Origin of the sequence: Nocardia sp. NBC_00511, from assembly GCF_045161165.1 — a bacterium.
GTDB lineage: Bacteria > Actinomycetota > Actinomycetes > Mycobacteriales > Mycobacteriaceae > Nocardia.
Genome location: NZ_CP107849.1, coordinates 7,438,888 through 7,456,143 on the forward strand (window position 1 = coordinate 7,438,888; position 17,256 = coordinate 7,456,143).

Annotated in this window: 16 protein-coding genes; 6 read left to right on the forward strand and 10 right to left on the reverse strand. The window is 67.1% G+C overall.

The genetic code is table 11. The annotated features are described in order from the left end of the window. Positions 1–3 precede the first annotated feature (3 nt). Entirely contained in the window at positions 4–864 is an 861-nt protein-coding gene (locus tag OG300_RS34595) for a MaoC/PaaZ C-terminal domain-containing protein (protein ID WP_405488343.1), read from the reverse strand. Between the two features lie 336 nt (positions 865–1,200). Then, a complete protein-coding gene (gene kstD, locus OG300_RS34600; RefSeq protein ID WP_405488345.1) occupies positions 1,201–2,907 on the reverse strand; it encodes a 3-oxosteroid 1-dehydrogenase in 1,707 nt (568 codons plus the stop codon). A gap of 152 nt (positions 2,908–3,059) precedes the next feature. On the opposite strand from kstD, the gene OG300_RS34605 reads away from it, so the two are divergent. Genes OG300_RS34605 through dmpG form a run of 3 tightly spaced genes read left to right on the forward strand, consistent with a single transcriptional unit; the run spans position 3,060 to position 5,866 of the window. Continuing rightward, complete coding sequence (locus OG300_RS34605) at positions 3,060–3,845, forward strand: 2-keto-4-pentenoate hydratase (RefSeq protein WP_405488347.1); 786 nt, start codon at positions 3,060–3,062, stop codon at positions 3,843–3,845. 41 nt (positions 3,846–3,886) lie between these two features. After that, positions 3,887–4,795, forward strand: a complete 909-nt coding sequence (locus OG300_RS34610) for an acetaldehyde dehydrogenase (acetylating) (protein WP_405488349.1) — start codon at positions 3,887–3,889, stop codon at positions 4,793–4,795. Positions 4,796–4,807: 12 nt separating this feature from the next. Then, entirely contained in the window at positions 4,808–5,866 is a 1,059-nt protein-coding gene (dmpG, locus tag OG300_RS34615; RefSeq protein WP_405488351.1) for a 4-hydroxy-2-oxovalerate aldolase, read from the forward strand. A gap of 76 nt (positions 5,867–5,942) precedes the next feature. Here dmpG and OG300_RS34620 read toward each other — a convergent pair whose 3' ends face one another. The 6 genes from OG300_RS34620 to hsaA form a co-directional block, all read right to left on the reverse strand. Beyond that, positions 5,943–6,974: a 3-oxoacyl-ACP synthase III family protein gene (locus tag OG300_RS34620; protein ID WP_405488353.1), complete on the reverse strand. Its 1,032-nt coding sequence runs from the start codon at positions 6,972–6,974 to the stop codon at positions 5,943–5,945. Next, the gene (locus tag OG300_RS34625; protein WP_405488355.1) at positions 6,971–8,869 is read right to left on the reverse strand and encodes a ThiF family adenylyltransferase; all 1,899 of its coding nucleotides are present in this window, start codon (positions 8,867–8,869) and stop codon (positions 6,971–6,973) included. The genes OG300_RS34620 and OG300_RS34625 overlap by 4 nt, the downstream gene beginning before the upstream one ends. A 296-nt stretch (positions 8,870–9,165) precedes the next feature. After that, complete coding sequence (hsaB, locus tag OG300_RS34630) at positions 9,166–9,774, reverse strand: 3-hydroxy-9,10-secoandrosta-1,3,5(10)-triene-9,17-dione monooxygenase reductase subunit (protein WP_405488357.1); 609 nt, start codon at positions 9,772–9,774, stop codon at positions 9,166–9,168. Between the two features lie 22 nt (positions 9,775–9,796). Beyond that, a complete protein-coding gene (gene hsaC, locus OG300_RS34635; RefSeq protein WP_405488359.1) occupies positions 9,797–10,696 on the reverse strand; it encodes an iron-dependent extradiol dioxygenase HsaC in 900 nt (299 codons plus the stop codon). Positions 10,697–10,698: 2 nt separating this feature from the next. Then, positions 10,699–11,577, reverse strand: coding sequence for a 4,5:9,10-diseco-3-hydroxy-5,9,17-trioxoandrosta-1(10),2-diene-4-oate hydrolase (gene hsaD / locus OG300_RS34640; RefSeq protein WP_405488360.1), 879 nt, complete (start codon positions 11,575–11,577; stop codon positions 10,699–10,701). Positions 11,578–11,581: 4 nt separating this feature from the next. Beyond that, complete coding sequence (gene hsaA / locus OG300_RS34645) at positions 11,582–12,751, reverse strand: 3-hydroxy-9,10-secoandrosta-1,3,5(10)-triene-9,17-dione monooxygenase oxygenase subunit (protein WP_405488362.1); 1,170 nt, start codon at positions 12,749–12,751, stop codon at positions 11,582–11,584. A 232-nt stretch (positions 12,752–12,983) separates the two neighbouring features. Between hsaA and OG300_RS34650 the strand changes: the two genes are divergently transcribed. Together OG300_RS34650 and OG300_RS34655 are read left to right on the forward strand one after the other, a co-directional pair. Next, the gene (locus OG300_RS34650) at positions 12,984–14,204 is read left to right on the forward strand and encodes a Rieske 2Fe-2S domain-containing protein (protein WP_405488364.1); all 1,221 of its coding nucleotides are present in this window, start codon (positions 12,984–12,986) and stop codon (positions 14,202–14,204) included. Further along, positions 14,204–14,533 carry a hypothetical protein gene (locus OG300_RS34655; RefSeq protein WP_405488366.1) on the forward strand — a complete coding sequence of 110 codons (330 nt, stop codon included), beginning with the start codon at positions 14,204–14,206 and terminating at the stop codon, positions 14,531–14,533. The genes OG300_RS34650 and OG300_RS34655 overlap by 1 nt, the downstream gene beginning before the upstream one ends. A gap of 105 nt (positions 14,534–14,638) precedes the next feature. Here OG300_RS34655 and OG300_RS34660 read toward each other — a convergent pair whose 3' ends face one another. Continuing rightward, positions 14,639–15,058, reverse strand: a complete 420-nt coding sequence (locus tag OG300_RS34660; RefSeq protein ID WP_405488367.1) for a cupin domain-containing protein — start codon at positions 15,056–15,058, stop codon at positions 14,639–14,641. 102 nt (positions 15,059–15,160) lie between these two features. Then, complete coding sequence (locus OG300_RS34665; RefSeq protein WP_405488369.1) at positions 15,161–16,219, reverse strand: saccharopine dehydrogenase NADP-binding domain-containing protein; 1,059 nt, start codon at positions 16,217–16,219, stop codon at positions 15,161–15,163. 96 nt (positions 16,220–16,315) lie between these two features. On the opposite strand from OG300_RS34665, the gene OG300_RS34670 reads away from it, so the two are divergent. Next, positions 16,316–17,230: an AraC family transcriptional regulator gene (locus tag OG300_RS34670; RefSeq protein WP_405488371.1), complete on the forward strand. Its 915-nt coding sequence runs from the start codon at positions 16,316–16,318 to the stop codon at positions 17,228–17,230. The last annotated feature ends 26 nt before the right edge of the window (positions 17,231–17,256 follow it).

Sequence of the window (17,256 nt, forward strand, 5' to 3'; positions counted from 1 at the left end):
GAGTTACGCGTAAGTGAGCACCACGTCCGCCAGCACGGGCGCCTCATCGCGCTCGACGACCGTCACCGCGATGGTGAGCTCGCCGTCCTGCTGCCAGATCCGCGAGTGCAGGGTCTCGCCCGGGTACATGACACCGGCGAAGCGCGCGCGGAATCCCTTGACCCGCGCCACATCCGAGCCCAGCACCGTATCGGTGGCGGTCTTCAGCACCAGCCCGTAGGTGCACAGGCCGTGCAGGATCGGGTTGGGAAAGCCTGCGTTGCGGGCGAATTCGGGATCCGAGTGCAGCGGGTTGCGGTCACCGCACATGCGGTACAGCAGCGCCTGCTGGGTCAGAGTGGGGGTGAGCACGTCGAAATCCGGTGCGCGGTCCGGCAGTTCGGTCTTGGCCGACGGTCCGCGCTCGCCGCCGAAGCCGCCCTCGCCCTTGGCGAAGATGGAGGAGCGTGACGTCCACAGCGGTTCGCCGTCGCTGCCGGTGGCGGTGTCCTCACGCCACACGACGGCATTGCTGCCCTTGTCCCAGATCTCGGTGATGCGGCCGACCGTGGTCGCCTTGCCCGAGGCCGGGATCGGCCGGTGCACGATGATCTCCTGGCTGCCGTGCACGACCTTGGCCAGGTCGATGTCGATGCCGGGGAACTTCACCTGCGGCGGCTCGGTCTCGTGGAACGAGGGTGCGACGGTCGCGAAGGACGGCAGCACCTGCGGCTCGCGGTCGTCGAGGTAGCGCAGTTCGGCCGGGTCGGTCCAGCGGCCACCGCCGCCGAGCGCCAGGTTGTAGGTTTGCACATCGCTCGGGGACCAGCTGAATTCCCGCGCGGGCAGTTCCGCGCCGAGCGCGATGTTCAGATCGATGGGCATTGACTACTCCTCGGTGGGATCCCGCTTCGGATCCGATGGTCCAGCGTGCGAAGTGTTTCCCGCAAGCGTGCGCCCGCTCGCCGGGACCCGGCGCGGCAGGCACGATCCGCGTCCGGCGCACCGGGGTGCTAGCGGTGCGACGGACGCGGAATCGGGTGTTCGGGTGCCCGGACCCCCGCCGGAAAGAGCGTTCCGGGGCGGTGGTCCGGGCTGTTCAGTTGTGATTTCGCGACAGCGCCGAGCAGAGCGGCTCCTTGCTGTGCGGGTGGATTGGGCGCGGGTTCGACGTGACCCGGACTCGCGCCCAACCCGATCCTGAAACCGGGTTGGGACGGTTCAGGACGCTTTCTCGGCCGAGACCTGCGCGCCGTTGTTCTTCTTGGCGGCGAGATCGAGGGCGGCCAGGTAGCCGAAGGTGATCGCGGGTCCGATGGTCGCGCCGGGACCGGCGTAGGTGTGGCCCATGACCGGCGACGAGGTGTTGCCCGCCGCGTACAGGCCGCCGATGACGGTGCCGTCCTCGCGCAGCACGCGGGCGTCGTTGTCGGTGACCAGACCGCCCTTGGTGCCGAGGTCGCCGGGGACCATCTTGACCGCGTAGAACGGGCCGACCTCGAGCTTGTTGAGGCACGGGTTCGGCTTGATGGTCTGGTCGCCGTAGTAGCGGTCGTAGGCGCTGTCGCCGCGGTTGTAGTCGAGGTCCTTGCCGGTCGCCGCGAAGCTGTTGAAGCGTTCGATGGTGGCCGCCAGCTTGTCGGCGGGAACGCCGATCTTCGCGGCCAATTCGGCCGCGGTCGGGGCGACGACGATCAGCTCGTTTTCCATCCAGCGGGACGGAATCCGCTGGCCAGGCTGCAATCCGGCGAAGATGTAGCGGGACCGGTAGCGCTGATCGAACACCAGCCAGCACGGCACGTTCTCGCCCGGACCCTCACCCTGACCGTATTCGCCGCCGTACATGGTGTGCACAGCCTCGACGTAAGGAGCGGACTCATTACCGAATCGCTGACCTTGCGTGTTGATCATGATGCTGCCGGGCAGGTTTCGCTCGGCGAGGCAGAACCAGGGCTTGCCTTCACCGCGGAAGGTGGTCGGACCCCACCACGCGTCGTCCATGAAGCCGATGTCCGCGCCCGCCTCGATGCCCGCCCGGATGCCGTCGCCGGTATTGGCGGCCGCGCCGGTGGTCCACTCGGTGGTGATGGGCTCGCGCTGGTACTTGTGCCGCATGTCGGCGTTGTGCTCGAAGCCGCCGCTGGCCAGCACCACACCGTATTTGGCGTTGAAGCGGACCGCCTCGCCGTTCTGTTCGGCGTCGACGCCGGTGACCACGCCGTTCTCGATCACCAGTCCGGTGAGCGGAGTGTTCAGCAGCACCGGCACATTCGCGTCGATCAGGCCCTTGCGCAGCCCGGCGATGATCGCCTGACCCATGCCCACGAGGGCCTTGCCGGTGACCTTGCCCCACGCCCAGCGGGTGCCGACGCGCAGCACGCGGGCGACGCCGACCGGGTGGCGGCGGATCAGATTGAGCTTCTTGTAGTCGGCCTGCATGACGACGACGTTCAGCGGCGCCTTGCTGTAGGCGGGCTCCAGATTGAAGCGCTCGTCGCCGAGGATCTTCAGGTTGAACGGCTTGGGTTCGCAGGAGCGGCCGTCCGCCTTGCCGCCCGGTGCCTCCGGGTAGTAGTCGGAGTAGCCGGGCACCCAGCACATCTTCAGCGCGGAGTGGTCGAGCACGTAGTCGAGGGCTTCGGCGCCGCGGTCGATGTAGGTGTCGATCTTTTCCTTGGGCACCACATCGCCGATGATGCTGTACAGGTAGGTTCGCGCCTCTTCGAGGTCACTGCCCTTGCCCGCGGCCTTGAGCACCTTGTTTCCGGGAATCCAGACGCCACCGCCCGATCGCGCGGTAGAACCGCCGTAATGAGCGGCCTTTTCGATGAGCACCGTGCGCAGACCGTGGTGCGCAGCGGTGATGGCGGCGGACATACCGGCGGCACCACTGCCGACCACCACCACGTCGTAATCCCGATCAGTCATGTAGAACACGTTATAGAATCAATCCTGGTTTGGTCTATGTTGGTCTGGCAGATGGGACTCCTGAAGCGATGTTCTTCACAAAAACTCGTTTCAGTTTCTAGTCTGGTAACCCCTGGGCCACCGGCCGGTACCCCCCAATGGAAGGAAACAGCGTGCTGACCGACGCGCTTCGCAAGGAACTGGCCGACGAGCTCGCGGCGGCCGAGCGGGATCGGACACCGATCGATCCGCTGGTCGCGCGGTACCCGGACATCGACGTGGTCGACGCCTACGAGATCCAGCTGATCAATATGCGGCAGCGGTTCGCGGGCGGCGCGAAGGTGGTGGGCCACAAGGTGGGTCTGTCGTCGAAGGCCATGCAGCAGATGATGGGTGTCGACGAACCGGACTACGGGCATCTGCTCGCGGAAATGGAAGTCTACGAAGACGTTCCGGTCGAGACCGGGCGCTTCCTGTACCCGCGCGTCGAGGTCGAGGTCGGCTTCATCCTGGGCGCGGATCTGCCCGGCGAGGACTGCACCGAGGAGGATGTGCGCAAGGCCACCGTCGCCTATGCCCCCTCCATCGAGCTGATCGACACCCGGATCAAGGAGTGGAAGATCGGGCTGTGTGACACCATCGCCGACAATGCCTCCTCCGCCGGATATGTGCTCGGCAAGGCGCGGGTTTCCCCGGATCAGTTGGACATCAAGACGATTGATGCCGTGCTGACCCGCAACGGCGAGGTCATCGCCGAGGGGCGCTCGGACGCCGTGCTCGGTGATCCGACCATCGCCGTGGCCTGGCTGGCCCGCAAGGTCGCCCAGTTCGGGGTCCGCCTCAAGGCCGGAGACATCGTGCTGCCCGGCTCCTGCACCCGTGCCATCGACGCCCGCCCGGGCGACGAATTCATCGCCGAGTTCGCCGGACTCGGTTCCGTCCATTTGGGTTTCGCGTAAGCGCCCGACTGAACACTGACCTCACCGAGTAGGAGAAAGCCGTGGCTGCAAGCAAAGTCACCGCCGCGATCGTCGGGTCCGGCAATATCAGCACCGATCTGCTGTACAAGCTGCTGCGTTCGGAATCCATCGAGCCGCGCTGGATGATCGGCATCGACCCGGAGTCGGAGGGCCTCAAGCGGGCTCGCGGCCTCGGCCTGGAAACCTCTGCCGAAGGCGCGGATTGGCTGCTGGCGCTGCCGCAGAAGCCCGACCTGCTGTTCGAGGCGACCTCCGCGTACGTGCACCGGGCCTACGCGCCGAAGTACGCCGAGGCCGGCATCCGTGCCATCGACCTGACTCCCGCCGCTGTCGGCCCGGCCGTGATTCCGCCGGTCAACCTCGACACGCTGCGTGACGAGATGAACGTCAACATGATCACCTGCGGTGGGCAGGCGACGATTCCCATGGTGGCTGCGGTTTCTCGCGTCGTGCCGGTGGAGTACGCCGAGATCGTGGCGTCGGTTTCCTCGGTGTCCGCCGGTCCGGGTACTCGCGCCAATATCGACGAGTTCACCAAGACCACGTCGGCCGGTGTGGAGAACATCGGTGGGGCCAAGCGCGGCAAGGCGATCATCATCCTGAACCCGGCCGAGCCGCCGATGATCATGCGCGACACCATCTTCTGCGCCATCCCCGAGGACGCGGACCGCGACGCCATCACCGAGTCGATCCACCGGATGGAGAAGTCCATCCAGGAGTACGTGCCCGGTTACCGCCTGCTCAACGAGCCGCAGTTCGACGAGCCGTCGCTGGTTTCCGGTGGCATGGCGAAGGTTTCGATCTTCGTCGAGGTCGAGGGCGCGGGCGACTTCCTGCCCCCGTACTCGGGCAACCTCGACATCATGACGGCCGCCGCCACCCGCGTGGGTGAAGTGCTGGCCAACCAGATCATCTCGGCTCGGGTGTAAGGAGTTCCGGCAGTGAGTAATCCGAACGTTCTCAAGACCTTCTCCGCGGATCTCGACATCCGCGTCACCGACACCAGCCTGCGTGACGGTTCGCACCACAAGCGCCACCAGTTCACCGTGCAGGAGGTGCGCGACATCGTCGGCGCGCTCGACGCCTCCGGTGTGCCGGTCCTCGAGGTCACCCACGGTGACGGCCTGGGCGGTTCCTCGTTCAACTACGGTTTCTCGAAAACCCCTGAGCAGGAACTGATCAAGGCCGCCGCGGAGACCGCCAAGCAGGCCAAGATCGCCTTCCTCATGCTGCCGGGTGTCGGTGTCAAGGAAGACATCAAGATCTCGCAGGACAATGGCGCGAGCATCTGCCGCATCGCCACCCACTGCACCGAGGCCGACGTCTCCATCCAGCACTTCAACATGGCCCGCGACCTCGGCCTCGAGACCGTCGGCTTCCTGATGATGGCGCACTCCACCACCCCGGAGAACCTGGCCAAGCAGGCCCGCATCATGGCCGACGCGGGCTGCCAGTGCGTGTACGTCGTCGACTCCGCGGGTGCCCTGGTGCTCGACCAGGTCACCGACCGCGTCTCGGCTCTCGTCGCCGAACTCGGCAACGACGCCCAGGTCGGCTTCCACGGCCACGAGAACCTGGGCCTCGCCGTGGCCAACTCGGTCTACGCCGTCCGCGCGGGCGCCACCCAGATCGACGGCAGCGCACGCCGTTTCGGCGCGGGCGCGGGCAACCTCCCCGTCGAAGCCTTCATCGGCGTCTGCGACAAGCTCGGCATCAAGACCGGCGTCGACTTCTTCGCAGTCACGGATGCCGCCGAAGATGTCGTCCGCCCGGCCATGCCGAGCGAATGCCTCCTCGACCGCCAGGCCCTCATGATGGGCTACGCCGGCGTCTACTCCAGCTTCCTCCGCCACGCCGAACGCCAGGCCGAACGCTACGGCGTCTCCGCCGCCGAAATGCTCGTCCGCGCCGGCAAGCGCAAGCTGGTGGGCGGCCAGGAAGACCAGCTCATCGACATCGCCCTGGAACTTCAGCGCGAAAAGGCGACTGTTTCCGCCTGATCCATGCCGTCACTACGGGCCGCGACCGAACCGGGTCGCGGCCCGTAGTGCTTTCGGCCCTTGCGTTCCTAGCGCCCTACCCGTGCCGGAAACACAGTGTGCCCCATTGGAATCCGGCACCGATCGCCGACATCAGGAAGGTGTCCCCAGCGGCCAGGCGCTGCTGCGAGCGAACCTGATGCAGTGCGGTGAAGACCCCCGCCGACCCGGTGTTGCCGAGGCTGTCGAGCGTGACCGGCGCCCGCTGCATCGGTACCTCGAGTTCGGCCATCGCCTCGGTGAGGATATTGAGGTTGGCCTGGTGCAGGAAGAAGTGATCGATCTCGGTCACCTCCAGTCCGGCGCGGCCGGCGGCGGCGCGAATGCTGTCGGGCAGCTGAGCCGTCGCGACCGACCACACCTCGCGACCGTCCATTCGCAGATAGTGCTCCCGGTCCGCGACGGTGCGATCGCTGGTCGGCAAACGTGATCCGCCGGCGCGGATTTCCACGGCATCCGACAGCTGGGAGCCGAAGTCCCACGACAGCAGCCCGGCTCCCGGGGTCTCGGTCCCGGTGAGCACGATGGCCCCGGCCGCGTCGCCGAAGAACACGCCGGCGGTGCGGTCGCGTGGATCGGTGACCCGCGACGCGCAGTCCGCCGCGACGATCAGCACCGTCCGGGCGCGCACGTGCAGTAGATGCGCGGCGACCAGGATCGCCTGCATCCCGTTCGCGCACGCCGCCTGGGTGATATCGAGCGGCAGCGCCCGGCTCGCCCCGATCCGGTCCTTGACCATCAGCGCCGTGGACGGCAGCGGCTGATCGTAGGTGTAGGTCGCGACGATGACGGCATCGAGTTCGGCCGCGGTGATCTCCGCGTCGTCCAGGGCCGCCCGGGCGGCGGCGCCGCACATATCGGAAACCGCCAATTCCGGTGCCAGCCTCCGGCGTTCGCGAATGCCGGTGCGCGCGACGATCCACTCGTCGGAGGTATCGAGCGTCTGTGCCAGCTGAGCATTGGTCACGACGGTCTCGGGCAGGTGGATGCCGCTGCCCGCCACCATGATCGGCAGCGTGATCCGCGTCGGGTCGGGCTGCGGCCGGTCGGCCGCCAGCAACGCGGTCATGCCGTCACGCCCGCGAGTGCGCAGGAGTTGTACTCGGGGGCGATGAGCGTTTCGAGATCGACGTAGAACCGGCCGGATTCGCAGGGCAGCCCGAGCAGGATGCGGCGGGCGGCCTCGGTGACGAGGGCTCCGCCGAGCGCCACATCGGAGGCCAGCTGCGGCCAACTGCTCAGGGTCCGGCCGATTTCCGGGAACGCGGCCGCGAGCTCCGGACTGATCCGCTCGGCGTCGACCATCCGCAGGATGAGGTCGGCCTTGTCCGCACTGCTCAGCGTCGGCAGGTCCGCGGCCCGGAGGTCGCCGAGGCGGCCGTGTAGCAGGGGCCGATCCGGTTCGAGGTCGAAGCGCTCGATATCGAGCATGCCGCGGTCGTTGCAGTCCATGATCACCGGAATGCCCAGGGCGCGAGCATGTTCCCGGGCTGCGATCTTGACGTACGGGGTGTCGCATTCCTCGACGAGCAGATCGATCGGCGTCCCGTCGCCGCGAAAGAACTCGGCCATGTTCTCCGCGGTGAGTCCGGCCGGCATGATCTCGATGTCCAGATACGGATCGATCTCGAAGAGCTGGCGCGCGCAGATGACCGCCTTGCCGACGTTGAGGTGATGCACGCCGGCCCGCAGCCGGTTCAGGTTCGACAGGCTCAGCTCGTCGAAGTCGGCGAGCCGGAACGCGCCGCCGATGCCCTCGAGCGCGAGGGTGATCGCGGCGGAATTGCCCACCGACAGACCGACGATCCCGATCCGGTGAGCCAGTAGCCGACGCTGTTGCGGCCGTTGGATCTTCTCGCGATTGCGGTCGGTGCGCACCAGCCGGAACTCCTCCCGGGGCAGCAGGTGCACCAGTCGTCCCGACCACGGATACCAGACCCAGCTGCCGTAGGCCCAGGCATCGATCCCGGCCAGCTGATCGTCCACCTTCGCCGCCAAGGTCGGCTCGTCGAAGCGGCCGCCGGGTTCACGGCAGCCGATCAGTTCGCGCAGCTGGTCCTCTATGGTGTCGTGAACCGTTCGCACCGTGCCGGATTCGAGCAGGTCGGCCAGGGCGGCGCGATCGGCGCCGCGCACCGGCTCGAACAGCACGGGCCGCCACACCTCGTCGTCGGGTGCCCCCGCCGAGAGCAGGCCGGTCGGCACGGCGCCGCGGTCGGCCGGGCCCGGTGGCGGCAGGACCATGGGTTCGGCGGCGAACTCCGGGAAGTGCGAACACATTCCGGCCACCAGGTCGGTGTACTCCCCGGCGCCCTCCGCGACCCGGTGCACCAGCAGGATCACCTCCTCGGTGTACTGCCGGGTGTAGCGTCGGGTGCCCGGCACCGGCCGGAAGCCGAACCGGCCGTGGAAACGGTCCTGGCCGTCCTGGGTGCCGGAGGTGCCGACCATGAGCTCGGCACCGAGGTGGTGCGCGGCGCCGATCGCCACGGCGTTCAGGTAGGCGCCCAGCCCGAGCTTGCGCGCCCGATGCTCGATCACCAGTCGGCTGTGCTCGAAGGTCTTCGCGGCCGTCGTGTTCTCGTCCGCGAGCAGTCGCTGGTAGGCATCATCGCCCAGGTAGAAACGGGATTGGAACAGCTCCCCGGTCTCCGGCGTGGACAGCCGGATATAGCCGAGCGGCGGTCCATCCGGCTCGCGACGGGCGACGAAATGCCAAGCGCCGTAATCGAGATCCTGGTCGTCGACGTGTGAGCCGTCGGGTGCGCGGAAGTCCGGTCTGCGACCGTGGTCGAAGAGAATCCGGGCTCGCAGTTCCCGCAGTCTGCTCACCACCTCGGTATGGTCGTCCCCGTCCCGCGGCACCCGTAACGCCGAAACATGCCATTGCACCGCGTGGATTTCGTCCTGAATCGAGCGCCCGTTCACGGGCATGCGAGATCCGGTGGACATCGAGACGCGCATGGATCCTTCCCAGAGATTAGATGAAAGTGTGCTGAACAGTTGCCAACGCTACGGACGCAGCGTCGAATCCTCAGGAAATGTTCAGCAGGACAAGGAGTTATCGTAGTTAATCTACGCACCATTTGCGTTTGCTGGACGGTAACTCGCTGATTGATAGTTCATCTGATCGGATACCTGCGAAGGCTGCCCACAGTCCGCGGCGACTGCCTGTGCACACATGTGAAGCGCCCCCGGGGATGAAATCCCCGGGGGCGCTTCACATTGTCAGCCGATGCGGCGGCGTCTGGAGCGAAACCTCACAGCCACGTGTCGAGCGTTGTGGTGGTGAGGAAGTGTTCGAGGTCGGCTCGCCAGGGGGCGGGGGTGGACTTCTCGGGTTCGATGGCGGTGTATTGGCCCTGGTAGAAGAGCAGCGGCCTGCCGGAGTCGGTGGTGGACTCCGACAGGGCCAGGACTCGGCCGATCACGATGTAGTGGTCGCCGCCGTCGAGCACGTTGGCCACGGTGCACTGGATGGTGGCCAACGCGCCGTCCAAGACCGGGAGATTCAGTTCCGAAGTGTGCCAGTCGATTCCGGCGAACTTGTCGGGTTCGCGGGAGCCGAAGCGGGCGCAGACGGGCTGCTGCTCCTCGGCGAGCATGTTCACGGCGAAACTGCCGTTGCGTTCGATCGCGGCCCAGGAGCGGGACTCCTTGGTGGGGCAGAACAGCACCATGGGCGGATCGAGGGAGAGGGCGGCGAAGGACTGGCAGGCGAAGCCGATGGGCGCCGACACCCCGTCCTGATCATCGAACGTGGTGATGACGGTGATGCCGGTGCAGAACTGCCCCAGCACATTCCGGAACTTGCGCCCGTCGATGACGGGGTACTCATCGGTGGTCATGTTCTCTTCCAAACCGGTCATCTCGCCGCCCCGCTCGTTCTCGCTACTTGAAACCGACGGTGAAGTCGTGGCCCCACAGGCTGACCGCCGTGGACTCCCGCGCGATCCACGAGTGGTCTTCGACTTCCAAACCCTCGCAACCGAATTCGATGTCGAACCCGCCGGGAGTCTTCATGTAGAACGACAGCATCTTGTCGTTGATGTGGCGGCCGAGGGTGGCCGACATCTTGACCTTCTTGCGGTTGGCGCGGTCCAGGCACAGGCCGACGTCGTCGGAGTTCTCGACCTCGACCATCAGGTGCACGATGCCGGTCGGGTTGGGCAGCGGCAGGAACGCCAGCGCGTGGTGGCGCGGGTTGCAGCCGTAGAAGCGCAGCCAGGCCGGGTCGCCGTCGGCGGGACGGCCGACGATCTGCGGGGGCAGTCGCATCGAGTCTCGCAGGCGGAAGCCCAGCACGTCCTGGTAGAACGCCTGTGCCGCGGCATCATCGGTGCAGGTGAGCACCACGTGACCGAGGCCCTGTTCGGCGGTGACGAACTTGTGGCCGTACGGGCTGACGAAACGACGGCCCAGGTACTGCGCGCCGTAGAACGCCTCGAGCGTGTTCCCGGCCGGATCCTGGAAGCGGATCATGCCCTCGACACGACGCTCGCCGAGCTCGTCCTTGGTGCCCTCGGTGAAGGCGACCCCGGCCTTGGCCAGGGTCTCCCGAAGCTGCTGCAGCCCACGGGCGTCGGTGACCTCCCAGCCCGAGACCAGCAGCCGGTCCTGCTCACCGGGGACGATCACGAGCCGTGCCGCGAAATCGTCCATCCGCAGATAGAGCGCGTCGGGGTTGAGCCCGTCGCCCTCCATCATGCCGAGCACCTTGAGGCCGTACTCGCGCCAGGCCGCCATGTCGGTGGCCTCGATGCGCATGTAGCCCAGTGCCTTGATACTCATGCTCACTTCTCCTTGACGCCGAGCAAGAAGTCGGTTGCCAGGCGGTTGAACTCGTCGAACTTCTCCAGCTGTGCCCAGTGTCCACAACCGCCGAAGACGTGCAACTGCACCCGCGGCACCATCTTCAATGCCACGAGAGCGCCGTCGATCGGGTTCACTCGATCCTCGCGACCCCAGATCATCAGCACCGGCTGGCGCAGCTTGAACGCGTCACGCCAGATCATGCCCTTGGCGAAGTCGGCTCCGGCGAAGGACTTGCCCATGGCGCGGGTGGCGGCGAGGGATTCCGGCTGCGACGCCGAGGCGAAGCGCTCCTCGACGAGTTCCGGCGTGATCAGCTTCTGGTCGAAGACCATGATCCGCAGGAACGCCTCCAGGTTCTCCTTCGTGGGTTCGAAGTTGAACTTGGACAGCAGCTTCACGCCCTCGGTGGGGTCCGGCGCGAACAGGTTGGTGGACAGGCCGCCCGGGCCCATCAGCACCAGCTTGCCCGCCCGGTCCGGGTAGTCGAGCGCGAAGCGGGCGGCCGCGCCACCGCCGAGCGAATTGCCCAGCAGGTGAACGCGTTCGGTGATGCCGAGGGTGTCGAGCAGGTCGTTCAGCGCCGAGGACGAGTGCACGAAGTACTGCGGGTGCTCGGTCGGCTTGTCCGACAGCCCGAACCCGGGCTGGTCGACGGCGAGGACGTGAAAGTCCTTGGCCAGCACCGGAATGTTCTTGGCGAAGTTGGACCACGAGCTCGCGCCCGGACCGCCACCGTGCAGCAGCACGATGGTCGGCCCGTTGCCGACGCCCGCCTCGTGGTAGTGCAGTTTCAGATCCGGGCGCACCTGCGCGTAGCGCGAGGTGGACTCGAAGGTGATCTCGTCTACAGAGGTCATAGGGCTACACCATCGTGTCGGTGATCGGGAGCCCGAACGCGTGCGTGCCGTACATGACGTAGGCGCGCTCGGCGTCGTTGGCCGCGTGCACCCGACCGGCGTGCGCGTCACGCCAGAAGCGCTGCAGCGGAGTGCCGTTGGCGAGCGCGGTGGCGCCCGACGCCTCGAACAGCTTGTCGATGGAGGCGACGGCGCGGCCGGTGGCGCGCACCTGGTCGCGGCGGGCGCGGGCGCGGGCGTCGAACGGCACGTCCTCGCCGCGCAGCAGGTAGGCGTATTCGTCGGCGACATTGCCCGAGAGCTGACGCCAGGCGGCGTCGATATCGCTGGCGGCCTCGGCGATGCGCACCTTGCCGAACGGATCGTCCTTGGCGTTCTCACCCGCGTAGGCGGCGCGCACGCGCTTGCCCTGGTGCTCGACGTGGGCTTCGTAAGCGCCGTAAGCCATTCCGACGATCGGGGTGGAGATGGTGGTGGGATGGATGGTGCCCCACGGCATCTTGTACACCGGATCGGTGTTCTGCTCCAGGCCCGGCGACTTCAGCTCGCCCATGGCGCGGAAGCTGAGGAAGCGGTGCTTGGGCACGAAGACGTTCTCGACCACGATGGTGTTGGAACCGGTGCCACGCAGGCCGACCACGTTCCAGACATCGTTGATCTGGTACTCGCTGCGCGGGATCAGGAACGAGCCGAAGTCGACCGGCTTGCCGTTCTTGATCACCGGTCCGCCGACGACCACCCAGTCCGCGTGGCCGGAGCCGGAAGACCAGGCCCAGGAACCGTTCACGGTGTAGCCGGTGGCGTCCTCGGTGACCACGCCCGCGCCCATGGGCGCGTAGGACGAGGAGATCCGGACGTCGGTGTTCTCGCCCCAGACCTCTTCCTGCGCACGCTGATCGAACAGCGCCAGGTGCCAGTTGTGCACGCCGATGATGCCGGCGACCCAGCCGGTGGAGCCGCACGCGCTGGCGATCTTGCGGACGGTGTCGTAGAAGACGACGGGGTCGGCCGCGTAGCCGCCCCACTGCTTGGGCTGCAGCAGCTTGAAGAATCCGGCGGCCTCGAGGTCCTTGATGGACTCCTCCGGGATCTGTCGCAGATCCTCGGCCTGCTGAGCGCGCTCGCGAAGGGTAGGCAGCAGCGCCTCGACCCGTTCAACCACTTCTTGCGTCATCTCGCCAGTTGCTCCTGCCTGGTGCGTATTCGATCGACGGTCTCGGGAACCGGTAGCCGTTTGTCCTGAGAGTAGAACACGTTCTTATTTCTGTCGAGAACAGCGGTTAGGTGTCCGGTTTCAACTGACGTCATGTGCCTCAAGAGGGGTTTTGCCGCTCCGCTCGCCGTTTAACTGGCGTCACGTTCGACATTTTTGTAACGTGTTCTAGTACATCCAAGGAGGATCAACGATGGTGACAACCCCCCAAGGGCCCCGCGGGAAGGTCCGCGAGATCGACGTGGGCGCGATGCCCACCCGCTACGCCCGGGGCTGGCACTGCCTGGGACTTGCCAAAACGTTCCGTGATGGCAAGCCGCACGCGGTCAACGTATTCGGCACCAAGCTGGTCGTTTTCACGAACAGCAAGGATGAGCTGAAGGTGCTCGACGGGTATTGCCGTCACCTCGGTGGCGACCTCTCCATGGGTGAGGTCAAGGGCGACTCCATCGCCTGCCCGTTCCACGATTGGCGCTGGGGCGGCGACGGCAAGTGCACCGGCATCCCGTACGCGCGCCGCGTGCCGCCGCTGGCCCGCACCCGCGCCTGGACCACGCTCGAGCGCAACGGGCAGCTGTTCGTCTGGCACGACCACGAGGGCAACCAGCCTCCGGCGGAGGTGACCATCCCCTATATCGAGGGACCGTTCACCAATGCCGACGGCAGCGCCTCGGAGGGCCTCAACGAGGGCTGGACCGACTGGACCTGGCACTCGATGCTGATCGAAGGCGCCAACTGCCGCGAGATCATCGACAACGTCGTTGACATGGCGCACTTCTTCTACATCCACTACGCCTTCCCGACGTTCTTCAAGAACGTGCTCGAGGGCCACGTCGCCACCCAGTACCTGGAGACCAAGGGTCGCCCGGACAAGGGTCAGGCCGCCGAGGCCGGGATCGACGTGCTGCTCGAGTCCGAGGCCTCCTACTTCGGGCCGTCGTACATGATCAACCCGCTGCGCAACAGCTACAGCGGCTACGAAGTCAAGACCGTCCTCATCAACTGCCACTACCCGGTGTCGCAGAACTCCTTCGTGCTGCAGTGGGGCGTCTCGCTGGAGAAGCCGAAGGGACTGCCGGAGGCGCAGGCGGAGTCGTTCGCCGCCAAGATGACCGAGGGTGTCAGCGAGGGCTTCTTGCAGGACGTCGAGATCTGGAAGCACAAGTCCAAGATCGACAACCCGCTGCTCACCGAGGAAGACGGACCCGTCTACCAGCTGCGCCGCTGGTACGACCAGTTCTACGTCGACGTCGCCGACATCGACCCGAAGTCGGTGCAGCGCTTCGAGTTCGAGGTCGACACCACCAAGGCCGTCGAATCCTGGACCGCCGAGGTGGAGGAGAATCTCCGCAAGAAGGCCGAGGCAAAGGAAGCCGCTGCGGCCGATACCGACACGCAGGAGGCGAACGTCTGATGACCACCTGGGCGAAGGCACCCGATTTCGCGGACCGACCGGACCAGCGGGCACAGGTGCGCGCCCAGACGGTTCTCGACAAAGAGCACTACATGGAGTCCGGACTCACGCCGATCGCGTGCCAGTCCTGCGGCACCGAGGTGCTGGTGCGCAAGCACAGCCACAACCAGAAGACGGTGCAGTGGACGGTCAACCCGGCCGACCACTGCCCGGTCTTCCGCAAGATGGCCGAAGCCGGACCGACCTTCGGCAAGCCCGACTCCTGCCCCAACCTCGAGAAGACCATCGATCACGCGGTCGCCGAGGGGTTGTTGGGCATCGACGACTGAGAGTCGTCGGAAGACTTTCGTGCCCGCCGCACTGTTGTGCGGCGGGCACGATTTGTTGACGGAAACCCGTTTTCGCCCTGCGGGATTCGCTGTTCCGGAGGTGGATCAGTCCATGCGGAAGTCGGCGAAGTCGAAGCCGGGGGAGACGACGCAGCTGACGAGGACGTGGGTGTCGCCCGCGGGGCGGGCGGCCTGGGAGATGCCGCCGGGCACGACGGCCTGCGGCCGCTGACCCTGGGCCACGTCGGGGCCGAGGACGATCTCCTCGCCGCCGATGTTCAGCAGCAGCGGACCGCCGCTGTGCCACAACCAGATCTCTTCGGAGGTAACGGTGTGCGGCGCGGACTTCTCGCCGGGCAGCAGCAGGAAGTAGATGGCGGTGGCGCTGGCGCGCGGGCCGTCGTACCCCTTGGGCTCGAATTCGACGGCACTGCGCCAGGTTTCCCGGAACCAGCCGCCTTCCGGGTGCGGTTCGAGATCCAGCTCGCGGGCGAGCTGCGGACGATCGTCGCTGACTTCGCTCATGAGATCACTGTATTGCGCGGAAGATCGGCGCGGTGGAGCTGCTGGTCGGGGCGTCCGGTCGGGCGCGCGGACCGGACTCGAATTCGCTGTCGTCGACCGACGTCAGATCTCGCCGATGGTCGTCGTGATGCCGTGCGGGCGAAGCGAATCCAGGAATTCCCGGGCATCGAAGGCTTCGGCGGGGGCCAGTGCGCCGGGGCGGGCGATACCGGTGGCGAGGCGGGCGGCGACCTCGACGGTCAGCAGCGCGGAGTCGCGATAGGAGTCGGTGCCGGTGACTACGCCGCGCACCTGGGTGCCGTCCGCGGCGTAGCCGTCGACGATCACGTCGTAGCTCAGGTCGGAATCCGGTGCGTCCGGAATGGATTCGAGGGCCTCGGGGGTGAAGCTGCTCAGGTTGGCCAGGAATTTCGGATCGATCGCACCGGCCACGTAGGAGACATCGGTGTGGCGGGGGATGGTGAGCACCGCGGACTGCGGCGACTTCTCGACCGGGGCGGGGGTGTCCGTGCCGGGGAACAGCAGGGTGCGGTGACGGTCGGCGGGGCCGGTCAGCAGCTCGCCGTCCGCGTAGTGCCAGCCGCCGTCCCGGAACCAATCCAGGTTGGCCAGCACGGTTTTGGCGCTGCCCTTCGACCCGTTGCCGCCGCTGCGGCTGTGGTGGGTGACCACGAGTTCGGCGGGGCCGCTCAGGCGGGCGGTGACCAGGTCGGCCAGCAGGTCGGCGGCGAGATTGTTGTCGGTGACGCCGGAAACCACGGTGACCCCGGCCTTTTCGGCCAGCGGGCCGTACTCCTCGAAGACGCGGCGCAGGAACTGCTGCTCGCCGGAGGTGTCGGTGTAGTCGGCGCCCGCCTCGATGGCGGCCGAGAGCACCGCGCCACCGAAGTCGACGAACGCGAACAGCGCGCTGATCACCACGTCTACGCCGGTGAAGGCGGCGAGGAGGGCGGCGTGATCACTCAGGTCCGCCACCCGGATCTCCGCGTCCGGCAGCCCGGCCGCGTCGGCGGCGACGCGCAGCCGTTCGGCATTGCGGCCCACCAGGATCGGGTTCAGGCCGCGGTCGCGCAGTTCGTTCAGGATGTGGCCGCCGGTGTGACCGGTCGCGCCGTAGACGGCGATGGCGGGGGCGGTGGTGGCGGAGTCGGTGTTCGTCATGAGAAGAACGTTATGGCGAATCAGCGAGCGTATGAATGGCTGTTTCGCTCAATCAGATGTCCGTATCGCTCATCTCTCGAGCTGTATGGTGAATTCGTGGACATCCTCAGCCAGACCATCGCCGCCGTCCGCACGGGCGCGCCCGCCTCCGGTCTGTTCATCCGGCACGCACCGTGGGGCCGCGCCTACCCGGTGGTGCCGGGCGCGGGATTCCATGTGGTGCTACAGGGTTCGTGCTGGCTGCTGCGACCGGACGCCGAACCCCTGGCCATGGGCGCGGGCGATGTGCTGTTCATGCCGCGGGGCGCGGACCACGACATCGCCGACCAGCCGGACACCGCTATCACCGAGCGCGCGATGCCCGGGGAACCACGCGAGATCCAGGGCCCGGGCGTGCGCACCGCACTGGTGTGCGGCGCTTACGAACTGGGCAGACAGCGCAGCCACCCGCTGCTCGACGAACTGCCCGAGTTCATCCACCTGCCCGCCCGGCCCGGCCGTCACCCGGCGCTGCGCTCGGCCGTCGACCTGCTGGCCGGTGAGATCGCCGAACCGCGCCTGGGCACCGACGCCGCCATCCCGGCCCTGCTGGACACGCTGCTGCTCTACATCCTGCGCGCCTGGTTCGAGGAGCACGCCGAGGCCGCGAGCGGCTGGGCCGGAGCGCTCACCGATCCGACGGTGGCCGCGGTGCTGCGAGTTATCCACGACGACCCCGCCCGTGCCTGGACCGTGCCGGAACTCGCTGCGGCAGCGGGGGTTTCCCGCGCGACCCTGGCCCGCCGCTTCACAGCCACGGTCGGCGAACCGCCGCTGTCCTACCTGACCCGCTGGCGCATGCTCACCGCCGCCCGGCTGCTGCGCGAATCCGAGCTCTCGCTGGCCGGCGTGTCCCGAAAGGTCGGCTACCAGAGCGAATTCGCCTTCGCCAAGGCCTTCAAACGCGAATACGGTCTCGCCCCCGGCCGCTACCGCCACGCGGAGGAGAGCCCGGCGGTGGTCGCGGTCTGATCGGATATTCGAGCGGCGGGGTCGGG